The organism is Arthrobacter sp. ERGS1:01 (assembly GCF_001281315.1).
GTDB lineage: Bacteria > Actinomycetota > Actinomycetes > Actinomycetales > Micrococcaceae > Specibacter.
Genome location: NZ_CP012479.1, coordinates 2,956,815 through 2,971,975, shown reverse-complemented (window position 1 = coordinate 2,971,975; position 15,161 = coordinate 2,956,815). Strand labels below are relative to the sequence as shown.

The window sequence follows — 15,161 nt, the reverse complement described above, 5'->3', positions numbered from 1 at the left end:
TCGCCAAAGCAGTTCTCGGCGGGTTCCCTATCCGGCGCGCTCTTCCAGTTCCGGCGCCGTGAAGGTCCGCGGCGACACCTCCACCAGGACCGGTGCGGCCAGGGTTCCGGGGTCGAAGGCGTTGAGTTTGCGGGCGGTTGGAAGGACCCGGGCTTCGAGGGTGCCCACCAACTTGTTGTAGCGGTCCACCGACGTTTTCAGCGAGGCGCCCACATTGGAGACCGCCTCACCCATGACGCCAAGGCGCGTGTACAGCTGGGCGGACAAGTCAAAGAGCTCCTTGGCGCTTTCCGTCAGCACATCCTGGCGCCAGCTGAAGGCGATCGACTTCAGGATGGCCAACAGCGAGATGGGCGAGGCCAGCACCACGTTCTTCGCCATGGCGTAGTCCAACAGTCCCGGATCGGCCACGAGCGCCGCGGACAGGATCGACTCGACGGGCACGAAGCAGATCACCAGTTCGGGGGAGTTGTGGGCCGAGGTCCAGTACTTCTTGGCCGACAATGCGTCGACGTGGGCCTTGACGGCTTTTGCATGGCGGGCCAGGTGTTGGTGGGAATCGGAGTCCTCGGAGGCTCCGGCGTCGTGCGCCTGCAGGTAGGAGGACAGCGGCACCTTCGCATCAAGGACCAGTTCCTTGCCGCCGGGCAGCCGGACCACCATGTCGGGGCGGTGCGCGCCGTCGTCGGTGAGCGTGTGGACCTGCTCCTCAAAGTCCACATGGGCCAACATGCCCGCGGCCTCCACGACGCGGCGCAACTGCACCTCGCCCCACTTGCCGCGGGCGTTGTTGGACCGCAGGGCCGACTCCAGCGACGTGGTGGTAGCCAGCAAACGGGCATCGGCGTCCTTGGCGTCGCGCAGCTGTTCGGCGAGCTGGCCGTACTGCTCCACGCGGTCGCGCTCCAACAGGGCCACCTGGCGCTGCACCGCGCTGAGCTTCTCCGAAACGGGCCCCAGCGCCTGCAGCACGGAGGAATCCGAGGACTGCTGGACCGACATGGCACGGTTCTGGTTGAACAACAGCCGGCGCTCGGCATCCGCCGCGGCAAAGTTCGCCGTCAATTCACCCACCCGGGCCTGCGCGGCGGCGGACTCCTCCCCGGCCACAAGGAGCCGCCCGCGCAGGTACCAGGCCACGGCAGCCGCCCCCAGCACAAGGCCCGCCAGCAACATCAATACGGCCACAAGCCATCCAATTCCAGTCATGGAGCCACCTTGCCACGAGCCACTGACATCGTTCGCCATGTAAGCAGGCAGCAAATCCGGGACCCTGCCGGTAACGCTTCCCGGCCCCCCAGTTTCGCCGCAGGCGGCAAAATTGGGACCCTGCCGGTAAGCTTGGTCCGTGGCTCTTACTATTGGCATCGTCGGACTGCCCAACGTCGGCAAATCAACCCTTTTCAACGCACTGACGCGCAACAACGTGCTCGCAGCGAACTACCCGTTCGCCACGATCGAGCCCAACGTTGGCATGGTCAGCCTGCCCGATCCGCGCCTGGCAAAGCTCGCCGAGGTCTTCGGATCCGCCCGCCTGCTGCCGGCCACGGTGTCCTTCGTGGACATTGCCGGCATCGTCAAGGGTGCCTCCGAGGGTGAAGGGCTGGGCAACAAGTTCCTGGCCAACATCCGCGAGGCCGAGGCCATCGCCCAGGTCATCCGCGTCTTCGACGACCCCGATGTTGTCCACGTGGACGGCAAGGTTGACCCGAGCTCCGACATGGAGACCATCAACACCGAACTGATCCTCGCGGACCTGCAGACCATTGAAAAGGCTGTGCCGCGCATCGAAAAGGCCGTCAAGCTCAAGCAGCGCGAGGCCGCCGAGCTCAACGCGATCAAGGACGCCCAGAAGGTCCTGGAACGCGGCGACACCATTTTCTCCTCCATCAAGAGCGACAAGCTGGAGATGGAACACCTCAAGGAACTGGGCCTGCTCACGGCCAAGCCGTTCATCTACGTGTTCAACGTCGACGACGCCGTGTTGGGCAACCCGGAGCGCCAGGAGGAACTGCGCGCCCTGGTGGCCCCCGCGGATGCGATCTTCCTGGACGCCAAGCTCGAGGCCGACCTGGCCGAGCTTGACGAGGAGGAAGCCCGCGAAATGCTGGAGATGAACGGCCAGGACGAGTCCGGCCTGGACCAGCTGGCCCGCGTCGGCTTCCACACGCTGGGCCTGCAGACCTACCTCACGGCTGGTCCCAAGGAAACCCGCGCCTGGACCATCCACCAGGGTGATACGGCCCCCCAGGCTGCCGGCGTGATCCACTCCGACTTCCAGCGCGGCTTCATCAAGGCCGAGGTTGTCCACTTTGAGGACCTCATCGAAGCCGGCTCCATGCACGAGGCCAAGGCCAAGGGCAAGGTCCGGATCGAAGGCAAGGACTATGTCATGCACGACGGCGACGTGGTGGAGTTTAGATTTAATGTTTAGAGTCAAATCAACCTAGACATTAAGAAATGCCCGGAGTGTATGAGCTCTCCGGGTATTTCTGTGATCGGCGCTGATTCGTGTTCAACAAATGGTCAAAGAACGACGTGAAAAAGGCTGACTTCAGAATCTGGAATGAATGACACACCGGAGGCCTTTGCTTTTCAGAGCTTACAATCGACTTCAGCACAAACAGCCCATTCGGAGTGCCCTGAGGCATCAAATTGTCTTGCAGCAGGAACCGCTCTGCTGGCTGCAGAGTGGCAGGTTGCTCATAGAGTTGAGTTCGAATCGAGGAAATAGAATTCTCCGGTACCTTTCTCAATAATGCTGTGCACGCGATTTAGATTACGAAGCGTCAGCCTGATGTAGGCAGGGACTTTCGAGAGTACGTCGTCCAATTCGGCTCGCCACTCGATCTTTGCACCATCGAATCTAGGCGGAAACAGGGGTATTTCTTGCCGATCGACAATGAGCCGCTGAGCGAAATTGATCTGTAATGCGGTCGGAGCCTGAAGTCCCAATTCATCGATGTACTCACAAATGTTGCGGCCAGAATAGATCGCAGAATCGTAGTCGACGGCAAAACGTAGGGGAGGAATCCCTTGTTTCATATCTGCGTCGAGGACGGTGAGCTTCAGGCCTGGCTCGTTCGTCCACGATGACGTGAGTACAGTCTGAAGAGTCACCGGAGTGATATTGCGGTGCTTGTTGGCGTTCGAGAGCTTGCTGATAAAGACCGCAGATAGATTAGCCGGGATGTCCAGCATTCCGCCCGCATAGTTCGGCTGGGCGCGTTCAATGACCTCTACGAAACGGTCATCGAGACGGTCGATGAAAGTGCGAAGCCCGCGTCCCTTTCGAGAGTTGACACGCTTCTCGGCAAAGTTATCTTCGAGGGGAAACTGAACCTGTACGCCGTGTTCATCTAGTCCATAATTCCTCCAAATTGCATCTATGGCCATATCGAGGCATGAGCGTGCGTCGGTGACGATATTACCGATGAGGAAATTGATGGTGGACGGCAGCTCCGGCGTTGGGTGGACACCAACCTCGAACTCAAAGTGCCCTTCGTTCGTCGCCAATTCATCTATTGCCGTCGTTAACCGCGCGTGATTTGCCAAAAGAGTCCATGGCTCCGCGAGCCTGCGTACTCTCTCGACCTGATCTTCAACCCAAGAGAGTCGGCTCCATGAGTCGTTGAAGATTGTTGCTTGCGTTTCATGTTCCTTAACCATAGCTGGAGTCTATGTCTCGACTGCGACAGAGATGTCGATCCCAGCTCAGGTTCGCATACCGGCGCCGGCCAAACGCCTGGCTGACTTTTGCCGAATGAGTTTGTCGGTCGAGATGGATCTACCTAACCGATAGTCTGCATGATCCAACTGCCGGTCGTTCGCGACGAATAGGGTGTATTGGATTTGTCGCTGAGGCTGTTCGGCTACGAAACGTGGTGGAGTTCCGCTTCAACGTCTAAGCCGCTGGACTGCTTGAAACCTTTTGCGAGGGTCGCCGGGAACACGTGTTCCTGGCGGCCATCCGCTTTTTTGAGGGTGGCCACGCCAATGCGGCAGGCACTTTGCTGCTAACCGAACGAGTGGCCAAGCCCGTGGCCGCAAGTCCTTTAGAATAGCGGCCAGGGCACCGCGGACATCTCACCGCTTGGAGCGGGAAACCGCCCTTCCAATCGCAACCGGGCGCAGCGCGCGGCGAGAGACTCGATTTCCTCGGCAGTGAGCAAGTCCGCCAGGTTTCGGCCCAGCTCACCGTGCAGTCCTTCGCTGACGCGATCTATGCCGTCTTCTTCGTCGGCAGTTAGAGCGTCTCCCATCCACCCCCACAGCACCGTGCGCAGCTTGTGGTCACGGTGGAAGGTGAGCCCGTGGTCCACGCCGTGCCGGTGTCCGTCAGCCAGGGCAAGGATGTGGTCGCCCTTGCGGTCGGCGTTATTGACGACGACGTCGAACACCGCCATGCGCCTGAGTGCCGGCGAGTCTTCGTGGACGAGGGCGACCATCCGACCGTTCTCATCCCGCCCCTTGAGGACCTGTTTCCAACCTGTCTCCGGCACGTGATCCGCCGCGATCAGGTCCACGGCGTCCTGGGCGGGGTCCTGCTCCTGCCAGAGCTGCACCATTCCTTCGCCCATCGGACCATCGCGCAGCCAGGTGCGGGGCACAACGCCCCAGCCAAAGGCCTGCGAGACCAGGTAGGCGGCCACCTCCCGGTGGGCCAGCGTTCCCTGCGGAAAATCCCACAGCGGACTTTCGCCGGCTATCGGCTTATAGACCACCGTTACGTCGCCGATGCTGCCAAGGAATGTCGCGTTTGAAGCCGTCGTGATTCGGCCGGTGAGAGTCAGCTCGGCGGCCATGAGGTCCGGCGTTGGCATCAAACCTCGGGAAGGGTGCAGGTGTGTCCGTCGGCGTCCACGGGATAACCGCAGAGCGGGCACATCGGACGGCCGGCACCCACGATCTCGCGGGTGCGCTTGGCGAATGCGCGGGCGCTGCCCACCGGCATTCGCACGCGCAGCATTTCGGACTCGGCGGCCTCGTCCTCATGATGCGATTCGTCATCAGCATCAGCATCAGCATCAGCATCAGCATCAGCATCAGCGTCAGCGTCGTCGTCATCGGTGAGGGGGTGGGCCTCAATGACGATCTGGGCTGTGGTTGGGTCCCACCCGAGACTCATTGCCCCGGTGCGAAACTGCTCCGTGACGGCCTCGAGCGGGTCATTGTCGACAAGTTCAATAGGGGTCCCCGTGGGAATGCTGAAGGGGTTGCTCTCGACGGTGATGAGCTGGTCGAGAATTTCGTCGATCTTCTCCGCGAGCAGAGCCGACTGTTGCTTCTCCAGGGCGATACTCACGATTTGCTTTCCTGCGCGCACCTGGAGGTAGAACGTACGCGCTCCAGGAAGGCCGATGGTGCCAATGACGACCCGATCGGGCCAGGAAAACTCGTGAACACGTGTGCGCATGTCAGTATTCTAGGCCCACGAGCTTCATGGCGCCCGTTGCCCTGCACCGCCACCCACCGGCGTATCGCCAGAGCGGATGCCGTTCGACAACCACGACAGATCACCCGCATCGGTGTTGCTCGCGTAGACGGTCGGCCGGCTGGCGCCGTAGTGCACGATCGATATGGAGGCGGGACCCACGTTGATGCGCTGGAACAGGTCAAGATGCATGCCGAGCGCGTCAGCGAGGATCGACTTGATGATGTCACCGTGACTCACCGCCGCCCACACGGCCCCTGGCCCGTGCTCGGCTTCGAATGCTGCGTCGTGGCGTCGAATCGCTGCCACTGACCGGGCCTGCATCGCGGCCATGGATTCACCGCCCGGAAAGACGACGGCGGACGGTTGCGACTGGACCACCGGCCACAAATCCTCGGTCGCGAGATCACTGAGCATGCGGCCCTGCCACTGACCGTAATCGCACTCGGTGAGATCCGGGTCAATGGGCGCGTACGGAGCGCCAGTCTGGCGATCGATGATGAACTGGGCGGTCTGCCGACAACGCTCAAGAGGACTCGACACCACCCCGACCAGCGGCACGGGAGCAAGCCGGTCTCCGCTAATGGCCGCCTGGTCCCGGCCAATCTGGTCCAGGCTGACGCCGAATGCCCGGCCCGCCAGGAGCCCTGTGGCATTGGCTGTGGAGCGGCCGTGCCGCACGAGAATAACTGTCGCCATCCACCCAGCCTAACCACCCGCCGTCGACGAGCCCAGCGGAGACGCTGAACGCACCAACTTCATGGCCGAGTGCATCCGGCGTCCATTCTCATGCCAGGCACCTGCCGTCGAAAATGATTGCCGTTGGAAATCACCCTGGGCTAGGGTTCAAATGGTTCCTGACTTCAACAACACAGGGAGTTCCCATGGTCCGAACCCGAGTCCACAACCTGCTCGTTTCCTCAGATGGATATGCCGCCGGAGATCACGTGACGCTCGAAAAGCCGATCGGTGGAGCCGAGGCGCTTTTCGGCAAGTTCGACGGACGCGTCATCCACGGCATCCATGGCACCGAGGACCCCGTGACCGTTGATCGGGCCATGTTCAGCATGTGGGGCCAGGGCATCGGGGCGGAGATCATGGGCCGCCGTAAATTTGGGCCCCAGTCGGGCGAATGGCCCGACGACGGCTGGCAAGGGTGGTGGGGAGATGAGCCGCCCTTCCTGACCCCGGTGTTCATCCTGACCCACTTTCCCCGCAAGACGCTCGAGTTCGCCAACGGCACCAGCTTCCACTTCGTCGATGCGTCGCCGGAGGAGGCGCTTCGCCTTGCACAGGATGCGGCAGGCGGCTTGGATGTTCGGATTGGCGGCGGCCCGTCGACCGTGAGCGAGTTCCTGCAGGCCGATCTCATCGACTTCCTGCACGTGGCGATCGTTCCGATCGTGCTTGGCGCCGGTGTCCGGATCTGGGATGACCTTGCCGGATTGGAGGACAGGTTCAGCGTCGAATCCGTCAGCTCGCCCAGCGGACTGACGCATCAGCTATGGAACAGGAAGGAACGCGCGTGAAGGCGCCCAGGAGCTATTAACCAGCTGCCCTGAACTGGAATGTGGTCGAGTCACGATTCAATATCCAGGTTCACCTGACTACCTTTTGATACGCCCGTGAGCCTTCGGTCAACCGAACATATCTGGGTCATGTGCGTCCATGTCCCGCCGTCCCTGCATGTACAACCGCCTGTATTTGATGGAATTCACGCAGTGGATATGCCACTATTTCTTGTCAGGGATTCCGAGGAGAGGCGATGACGTGGCAACTGGTGCGCAAGAAGGCTGGTACGACGACGGCTCCGGAACGACGCGATGGTGGGACGGACAGAACTGGACCGATCAAGTTCAATCTCCGAAGCCGGCGACTGGTGGACTGGGCGGGATGGTCGGCCGGATCGAGGCCGAAGCTGTCGCCGGGGGTCGTCCGCGGCCGGCTCCAGAAGGCATGAGCTACGTTGTCCTTCAAGTAATCCTCAAGGAGAAGCTTTGGGGAACTGGATCCGGAAATCTCACCGAACTGGAGAAGGCAATCAATGCGCAAGCTGCATTGGGTTATCGCCTCCACACCATCACGACCGCAGCCTCGGGCAGTAAGGGTCTCGGTGGCGGTGATCGAATCCAGGCCACGATGATCTTCGAACGAATTTCATAGAAAGTTTGACCTCTGCGCACACGCCAGGGATCTGTGGGTTGGCGAAGCGTGGACCGAATGGGCGAAAGGTAGTCTCGGAGGCATGACGCACCCATCTCCGGTCGGCAGTGAGCCGCTTGCCGATATTCGCACAGCCATCGACCGGATCGATGAAGACATCATTGGCCTGATCGGGGTCCGCGAGGGCTGGGTTGAAGCCGCGGGCAAGGCAAAAGCCCTCAGCACGGAGGTTGTCGTGGAGACCGTCGATGCACCGGCGCGAGTCCGGCAAGTCATTGAAGTCGCCCGGGCAAGAGCCGCCGCCGCGGGCGCCTCGGAAGACGTCGTCGAGGCAACGTACCGGGCTATGATCGGGGCATTCATCGAGCTCGAACGCGGCGTACACCGAACCGCCACTGAGCAGTCTTAGCGCGTTAGCCGGGCGGGCCTGAACCCACTACGGCGTTTGCTGCCCGTCGGACGCCGGCGCCCATCCCAGCGCCGGACCCAACTTGGTGGCGATGTCGGTGAGGATCTGAACGTAGTCCTCATGGTCAAAGCTGAACGGTAGCGCGAACGCCACCTCGTCGACCTCCCGGAACCCCGCATGGGCGTGCAACTGCTCGGCAATCTGATCGCTGCTCCCGATGAGGTCCGGGGCGAACAGCATGCCCTTTGGTCCCTGCGGTGCCAGCGTGCGGGGAGTGCGCTCGTCGACGTACCGCTGGTACTTCTCACGCTGCTGCGCCGACGCCGAGTCCGTGGGGATCACCACGAGCCCCTGCGAGACCCGGGCCGATCCGTGTGCGGGGGCCGACGTCGACGCCGCCTCACGGTAGGCGCGGATCTGTGACTGCTGGATGTCGGCAAAGAATGGTCCCTGATCCGCCTCGGCGAAGATCACGCTGCTGGTGAGCAGATTGAATCCGTTGGCACCGGCCCAGACAGCCGATTTCCGGCTGGCCGCCCCGTACCAAAGCCGTTCGCGCAGTCCGGGGGAGTGTGGCTCCACCCGGTTGGAGAATTCCTCGACAACGCCTTGCTTCCCGGAAAACTCCCGGACGGGTTCCCCCGCGATCAAACGGGCCAGCCGGTCAACCCGCGCGTAACTGAAGTCCTCGACGTCGGCGGAATCCGGGTACAGCTCGTGCTTCACCGTGCCGTAGTGCATGGGTTCACCCACGCTCAGCCCCGGGTTGATGCGGCCGCCGGCGAGCAGGTCCACGGTGGCCAGGTCCTCGGCAAGGCGCAGGGGGTTTTCCCAGCCCACCGGGGTCACGGCGGTGCCCAGCTCGATCCGCGAGGTGCGCTGGCTGGCCGCGGCCATGACCGCAATGGGGGAGGAAATGCCGAACTGGAGGTGGCGGTGACGCAACCAGGCGGTGTCGAAGCCAAGCCGCTCGCCCAGTTCAATGACCTGCAAGGTGGATTCGTGCCCCGCCGCCGGATCCGCCGGATCGAACAGGCCGATGGTGAGGAACCCAAGTTTGCGCAATGGACGTGAGGAGTCGGGCATGGCTACCTTCCAAGGATCGGCGTATGTCTGTTTCCCAGAATATGTGCGGAACCCGGAAGGAACTGTGGGACGTTACCCACTAAGTCGCAGGCCGTCAGCCGATGGAGTAGATGAGCCCAAGACCCAGGCCCGCCAGCTGGGCCGTGAACTTCCGGGCCTCGCCCAGATGCCACTCCACATAGTTCCTTCGCCCGTCCATGATGGCGGCCAAATCCGGGGAAAACGACGGCGTGCAGTCCTGGTACAGCCCGGCCATGCTCACCGCTGCGAGGTCGTTCGCCACGGCAAGGACCTCCTCGGCCGAGAGGACCCGGTCATACGGAATCCAGCCATAGCCGTACTGGGCCACCTCACCGCGAACCAACTCGTACGCCGGCCGCGGGGGATTTGCCTCCCGCCCGCCCAAAAGCTGTTGCAGGTCCCACCAGCTCTTGTCCAGGTCCAGGAACCCGGGCCGGTCCGGCGGGTCCGACCACGATTGCCAAAAGTGCTGGTCGGACAGGAATGCCCGCGGATTGATGCGGGCAATCCCTACCAAGTGAGGCGGCACCGGAAGCGCAAAGTATCTGATTCCCATGAAGCAATTTTTCCAGCGAACCGGAATTCCTGCTCGAAGATATCCACAGGCACGGCTACTCCGCGAGTTCGGCCTCCGTATAGGCGCGCAGCACACAAAACTCATTGCCCTCGGGGTCGGCCAGGACCACCCAGGTCACGGACGTGCCCTGCCCGATGTCGACGCGCCGGGCGCCCAGGGCCTCCAACCGCGCCACCTCGGCGGCCTGGTCTGCCGGGCGCAGGTCAAGGTGCAGCCGGTTCTTCCCGGCTTTCGCCTCGGGCACGCGCAGGAACAACAGGTCGGGCACGACGCCGTCCTCCGGGCTCCCAGCGGGTGGCTCCAACACCACCTCGTCCGCGTCCTCCTCAGTGATGCGCCAGCCCAGGGCGGCCTGCCAGAATCGTGCCAGCGGGGCCGGATCGGCGGAGTCCACGGAAATGCTCTGAATACGGATGTCCATGCCATGATTCTGCCGCCGCGGGCCCCAGCTGGCTACCCCCGAAAGTCCGCCACGCCGTGCCGCAACCCAGCGCTCAACAGGAAAACCCCGTGGCGTTAGAGTGGTTCCACAGCTCGCACGGCCTGCTGCGGGAGGAGCCCGCGCCGAAGCCATGGGCCGGAATTCCCAAGGAGCAGCAATGGAAGCCGCAAGAACCCCGGTTGTTCCCGACAACCGCACCCACCTGGATTTCCTGGCCGGCGACCGGGAGTCGCTGGAGGGGTGGCTGGACTTCTACCGGCAAACCCTGCCGATTAAACTCGGCGGCCTCACGGCCGAACAATTGTGCCTGCCCGCAGTGCCGCCGTCGTCCCTGACCCTTATCGGCATTGCCCGGCACCTGGCCGATGTGGAGCGTTACTGGTTTTCCAATGTGGCCGCCGGCACGGATGAGCCCGCCCACTTCCGCGCGGATGACCCCGACGCCGATTTCAACGCCGTCTCCGTCGCAACCGCCCTCGCCGATGCCCGGCACTTCGACACCGAGATTGTGCGCAGCAGGGCCACCGCCGCGACCGTGGCGGACCTCGACGCGCCGCTGGCCGGGCTCCGCCGCGGCAAAGCCATCAACCTGCGCTGGATCTACACGCACATGATCGAGGAGTATGCCCGCCACCTGGGGCACGCAGACCTGCTGCGGGAGTGCATCGACGGCGCCACCGGATATTAGAGGCGGCCGGTCCGCGCCGGCACCCACAGGCCGCCGCAGCCCGCTGCGGTAGTCTGGCAGGCGGGCTCAATCCCGGGTCCGGCACGCCGCCGGCACCCGTTGACGTCCTTCTCGGATCGAAAAATGGAGGTGGAATGCGCGTCGGACGCATTTCGAAGGTAGCGGCACTGGCTGTCGCGGCGGTACTTGCCCTGGGCGCGTGCACCGGCCAGCCGCCGGAGCCCAACGGCTCGACGGCGGCCGCCACGGCGTCGCCCGGCGGCAACGTCACCGTGGTCGAGGAGAGCCCGTTCACCTCCTTCAACCCGGACAGCGTCACGGGCACTGCGGCGACGAACGCCCGGATCAACTACGCAACTCATTCAGGGTTCAACTACGTCGATGACAACCTCAAACTGGTCCGCAACACCCAGTTCGGCAAGTATGAGAAAATCTCGGACCGCCCCCTGACGGTGAAATACACCATCAACTCCGGCGTCCAGTGGTCCGACGGCGAACCCGTCACGGCCGCCGACCTGCTCCTGCAGTGGGCCGCCGCATCCGGATACTACAACGACGCCACCCTGGACAAGAACTTCAAGGTCACCAAGGGCACCGCCTATTTCAACTTCGCCGGCGACACCACGGGGCTCTCGCAGACCTCGCTGCCGCAAATCGGTGACAACGGCACCTCCCTGACGCTCACCTACAACAAACCGTTCTCCGATTGGGAGACGGCACTGGGATCGGTGGTCAGCATCCCGGCGCACATCGTGGCCGTCCGCTCGGGCCTCAAGGACGCCGACGCCCTCTCCGCGCTGCTCCTGGGACTGCCCAAGGGCGACGCCGGCGCACCCGCCACGCCGAACCCCACCCTGCGCAAGGTGGCCGACTTTTGGAACACCGGCTTCGATTCAAAGTCGATGCCGGATCCCACCCTCGCGCTCTCCAACGGCCCCTACCTGGTCAAGAGCATCGTGCCCGGCAAGGAGCTGGTGCTGACTCCCAACACGGATTACGTGTGGGGGAGCAAGCCGGACCTGGACACCATCACCGTCCACTACAACAGCAACGCACAGGCCCAGATATCGGCGTTGCGGGCCAACACCGCCGACGTCGTCTCGCCCGCCGCCACGGCCGACAACGTTGCGGAGCTGACGGCACCGGGAACCGTGGACGTCAAGGTTGACCAGGGCCGGAGCCTCGGCTTTGACCAGGCCGTGCTGAACTTCAAGGGTGTTCTGGCCAAGCCCGATTACCGCACGGCGTTCATGAAGACCGTGCCGCGTCAGGACATCGTGGACACCACCTCCCGGGCCGTGGACCCCACCGCGGACGTGCTCAATTCCTTCGTGTTCCTGCAGGCACAGCCCACCTACAAGGAATCCTCCGCAAGCAACGGCAGCATCGGCTTCGCGGACGTTGACATCGACGGGGCAAAAGCACTCCTGGCGGGTGCCAAACCCACCGTGCGGATCCTGTACAACTCGGACGACCCGCTCCGGGTCATCGAGTATTCGTTGATCAAGGTTTCCGCCGAACAAGCCGGGTTCACGGTGGTCGACGCCGGCAAGGACGCCGGGAAGTGGCAGGCGGCCCTGCACGACGGCGCCTTCGACGTGGCCCTGTACGGCTGGACCAGCAACGCCACCGGATCCGTCCAGGTGCCGCAGGTATTCAAGACCGGTGCCATCTCCAATCTGAACAATTTCTCCAACACCGTGGTTGACCAGCTGGCCGAGCAACTCGCCGCCACCTCCGACGACGCGAAGCAAAACGCGCTGAAGCTGCAGATCGACAAGCTCGTCTGGGAAGCCGGCTACGGGGTGCCCCTGTTCCAACGCCCGGCCATGGTGGCCACGGGCCCGCACGTCACCGGAGCACGGTACTCGCCGGTCGGCGTCGGGGTCTGGTGGAACGTCTGGGACTGGAAGTTCCAGAAGTAACCGGGACACGCGCCAACGGGCGCCCGTGCCGTCCGGCGAGCCACGGCGGCGGGTGAGTTTCGTCACGGAAGTCTCGCGCCGGCGTCGTGCTTCCACGGTGAAAATCCGCCACAGCGGGCCATTTTGGGCCTTCGCAGCGGCCGGATGGCGAAAAACACGCCCCGTCATGCGATAAAGTGGCTAGGCCGTATTTGGCACTACGTCTAGAATGGTGTTATCTGCCGATCATTCACGGCCAAACATAAATGTGACTTTCTGCCGTCGCCCGCTTCGGGCCTGCAGCCGGGCCCAACTGAAACGAGTCTTCACGCATGAGCGACACTTCACTCAACACTGCCTCGCGCACCGACCTGCGCAACGTCGCCATTGTGGCGCACGTTGACCACGGCAAGACCACCCTGGTCGACGCCATGCTCCAGCAGACGCACTCCTTTGCCGAACACGGTGTGGTTGCAGAGCGTGTCATGGACTCCGGTGACCTGGAGCGCGAAAAGGGCATCACCATTCTGGCCAAGAACACGACGGTTGCCTACAACGGCCCGTCCGCCGACGGCCAGGTCATGACCATCAACGTCATCGACACCCCGGGCCACGCCGACTTCGGTGGCGAAGTTGAGCGCGGTTTGTCCATGGTCGACGGCGTTGTCCTCCTCGTTGACGCATCCGAGGGCCCGCTGCCGCAGACCCGCTTTGTGCTGCGTAAGGCACTTGCCGCCAAGCTCCCCGTCATCCTGCTGGTCAACAAGACGGACCGCCCCGATGCCCGCATCGACGAGGTCGTTGCCGAGTCCATGGACCTGCTCCTTGGCCTGGCCTCCGACATGGCCGACGAAGTCCCCGACCTGGACCTCGACGCCGTCCTGAACGTTCCGGTTGTCTACGCCTCCGGCAAGCTGGGCCGCGCGTCCCTGACGCAGCCCGACAACGGTGCCGCCCCGGACAACGAGGACCTTGAGCCGCTGTTCAAGACCATCATCGAGCACATCCCGGCCCCCACGTACAACCCGGACGGCGTCCTGCAGGCACACGTCACCAACCTTGACGCCTCCCCGTTCCTGGGCCGCCTGGCACTGCTGCGTATCTTCAACGGCACCCTGACCAAGGGCCAGACCGTTGCCTGGGCCCGCCACGACGGCACCATCAAGTCCGTCAAGATCACCGAACTGCTGGCCACCCAGGCACTGACCCGTGTCCCGGCCGAGTCCGCAGGCCCCGGCGAGATCGTGGCCGTTGCCGGTATCGAGGACATCACCATCGGTGAGACCCTGACCGACGTCGACAACCCGCAGCCGCTGCCGCTGATCACGGTTGACCCGCCCGCCATCTCCATGACGATCGGTATCAACACCTCGCCGCTGGCCGGCCGTGTCAAGGGCCACAAGGTCACCGCACGCCAGGTCAAGGACCGCCTCGACAAGGAACTCGTCGGTAACGTTTCCCTGAAGGTTCTCCCCACCGAGCGTCCCGACGCCTGGGAAGTCCAGGGCCGTGGCGAATTGGCCCTGTCCATCCTTGTTGAGCAGATGCGTCGCGAAGGCTTCGAGCTGACCGTTGGCAAGCCGCAGGTTGTGACCAAGCAGGTCGACGGCAAGACCCACGAGCCGATGGAACACATGACCATCGACGTACCCGAGGAATACCTCGGCGCCGTCACCCAGCTCATGGCAGCCCGCAAGGGCCGCATGACCAACATGGCCAACCACGGCACCGGCTGGTGCCGCATGGAATTTATCGTTCCGGCCCGTGGCCTGATCGGTTTCCGCACCCGCTTCATGACCGACACCCGCGGTGCAGGTATTGCCTCCTCCATTGCCGAAGGCTACGAGCCGTGGGCCGGCCCGATCGAGTACCGCAACAACGGTTCGATCGTGGCTGACCGCTCCGGCGTCGTCACCCCGTTCGCCATGATCAAGCTCCAGGAGCGCATGAACTTCTTCGTGCAGCCCACCTCCGAGGTCTACGAAGGCATGATCGTGGGCGAGAACTCCCGCGCCGACGACATGGACGTCAACATCACGAAGGAAAAGCAGCTCACCAACATGCGAGCAGCTTCCTCGGACACCTTCGAGAACATGACCCCGCCGCGCAACCTCACGCTGGAAGAGTCCCTCGAATTCGCCCGTGAAGACGAGTGCGTCGAGGTGACCCCGGAAGCCATCCGCATCCGCAAGGTCATCCTGGACGCTTCCGAGCGTGCCAAGGCCTTCCGCAGCCGCGCCAAGGCATAGCGCGCAGTTGGCCTCGGCCAGCGCCTCGTAGCAGCAACTTTCAACAGCCCGTCCCGGCTTTCGCCGGGGCGGGCTGTTGTTGCTTTAAGGTTTCATCTCGGTAAAGATCTGGTCCCAATGTGCTCTGGATTACTTGCAAGTAATGTTTTGCCGGTAGCCTAGTCCGGTATGAGTTGAGACACGTCGGC

At 63.2% G+C, this 15,161-nt stretch carries 15 protein-coding genes; 7 read left to right on the top strand and 8 right to left on the bottom strand.

Translation table 11 applies throughout. The annotated features are described in order from the left end of the window. Positions 1-27: 27 nt before the first annotated feature. Complete coding sequence (locus AL755_RS17435; RefSeq protein ID WP_054012083.1) at positions 28-1,209, bottom strand: DNA recombination protein RmuC; 1,182 nt, start codon at positions 1,207-1,209, stop codon at positions 28-30. Between the two features lie 139 nt (positions 1,210-1,348). Here AL755_RS17435 and ychF point away from each other — a divergent pair, with 139 nt between their 5' ends. Further along, positions 1,349-2,434 carry a redox-regulated ATPase YchF gene (ychF, locus tag AL755_RS17430; RefSeq protein ID WP_054012082.1) on the top strand — a complete coding sequence of 362 codons (1,086 nt, stop codon included), beginning with the start codon at positions 1,349-1,351 and terminating at the stop codon, positions 2,432-2,434. A 269-nt stretch (positions 2,435-2,703) separates the two neighbouring features. Here the strand turns inward: ychF and AL755_RS17425 are convergent, their stop codons facing one another. The 4 genes from AL755_RS17425 to AL755_RS17410 form a co-directional block, all read right to left on the bottom strand. Next, positions 2,704-3,669, bottom strand: coding sequence for a hypothetical protein (locus tag AL755_RS17425; RefSeq protein WP_150117154.1), 966 nt, complete (start codon positions 3,667-3,669; stop codon positions 2,704-2,706). 386 nt (positions 3,670-4,055) lie between these two features. Further along, on the bottom strand, positions 4,056-4,823 hold the full coding sequence (locus tag AL755_RS17420; protein ID WP_054012080.1) for an SCO1664 family protein: 768 nt from the start codon (positions 4,821-4,823) through the stop codon (positions 4,056-4,058). Beyond that, positions 4,823-5,416 carry a DUF3090 domain-containing protein gene (locus AL755_RS17415; protein ID WP_054012079.1) on the bottom strand — a complete coding sequence of 198 codons (594 nt, stop codon included), beginning with the start codon at positions 5,414-5,416 and terminating at the stop codon, positions 4,823-4,825. Before AL755_RS17415 ends, AL755_RS17420 begins: the two co-directional genes overlap by 1 nt. A 24-nt stretch (positions 5,417-5,440) precedes the next feature. Beyond that, on the bottom strand, positions 5,441-6,133 hold the full coding sequence (locus AL755_RS17410; RefSeq protein ID WP_054012078.1) for a histidine phosphatase family protein: 693 nt from the start codon (positions 6,131-6,133) through the stop codon (positions 5,441-5,443). 185 nt (positions 6,134-6,318) lie between these two features. On the opposite strand from AL755_RS17410, the gene AL755_RS17405 reads away from it, so the two are divergent. From AL755_RS17405 to AL755_RS17395, 3 genes are all read left to right on the top strand, one after another. Then, positions 6,319-6,963 (top strand): dihydrofolate reductase family protein, encoded by a 645-nt coding sequence (locus tag AL755_RS17405; protein WP_054012077.1) that lies wholly within the window; start codon positions 6,319-6,321, stop codon positions 6,961-6,963. Positions 6,964-7,204: 241 nt separating this feature from the next. Next, positions 7,205-7,597, top strand: a complete 393-nt coding sequence (locus AL755_RS22560) for a DUF4177 domain-containing protein (protein WP_082369609.1) — start codon at positions 7,205-7,207, stop codon at positions 7,595-7,597. Positions 7,598-7,679: 82 nt separating this feature from the next. Continuing rightward, entirely contained in the window at positions 7,680-8,006 is a 327-nt protein-coding gene (locus tag AL755_RS17395; protein WP_054012076.1) for a chorismate mutase, read from the top strand. 27 nt (positions 8,007-8,033) lie between these two features. On the opposite strand, the gene AL755_RS17390 is transcribed toward AL755_RS17395, so the two are convergent. The 3 genes from AL755_RS17390 to AL755_RS22975 all read right to left on the bottom strand — a co-directional run bounded on the left by AL755_RS17390 (position 8,034) and on the right by AL755_RS22975 (position 10,111). Next, a complete protein-coding gene (locus AL755_RS17390) occupies positions 8,034-9,092 on the bottom strand; it encodes an LLM class flavin-dependent oxidoreductase (RefSeq protein ID WP_054012075.1) in 1,059 nt (352 codons plus the stop codon). A gap of 94 nt (positions 9,093-9,186) precedes the next feature. Then, positions 9,187-9,669, bottom strand: a complete 483-nt coding sequence (locus AL755_RS17385) for a DUF1877 family protein (RefSeq protein ID WP_054012074.1) — start codon at positions 9,667-9,669, stop codon at positions 9,187-9,189. Positions 9,670-9,724: 55 nt separating this feature from the next. Next, positions 9,725-10,111 carry a VOC family protein gene (locus tag AL755_RS22975; RefSeq protein WP_054012073.1) on the bottom strand — a complete coding sequence of 129 codons (387 nt, stop codon included), beginning with the start codon at positions 10,109-10,111 and terminating at the stop codon, positions 9,725-9,727. 178 nt (positions 10,112-10,289) lie between these two features. Here AL755_RS22975 and AL755_RS17375 point away from each other — a divergent pair, with 178 nt between their 5' ends. The 3 genes from AL755_RS17375 to typA all read left to right on the top strand — a co-directional run bounded on the left by AL755_RS17375 (position 10,290) and on the right by typA (position 14,973). Then, a complete protein-coding gene (locus tag AL755_RS17375) occupies positions 10,290-10,820 on the top strand; it encodes a DinB family protein (protein WP_054012072.1) in 531 nt (176 codons plus the stop codon). 134 nt (positions 10,821-10,954) lie between these two features. Further along, positions 10,955-12,745 carry an ABC transporter family substrate-binding protein gene (locus AL755_RS17370; RefSeq protein WP_054012071.1) on the top strand — a complete coding sequence of 597 codons (1,791 nt, stop codon included), beginning with the start codon at positions 10,955-10,957 and terminating at the stop codon, positions 12,743-12,745. Positions 12,746-13,056: 311 nt separating this feature from the next. Further along, positions 13,057-14,973 carry a translational GTPase TypA gene (gene typA, locus AL755_RS17365; RefSeq protein ID WP_054012070.1) on the top strand — a complete coding sequence of 639 codons (1,917 nt, stop codon included), beginning with the start codon at positions 13,057-13,059 and terminating at the stop codon, positions 14,971-14,973. Positions 14,974-15,161: the final 188 nt, after the last annotated feature.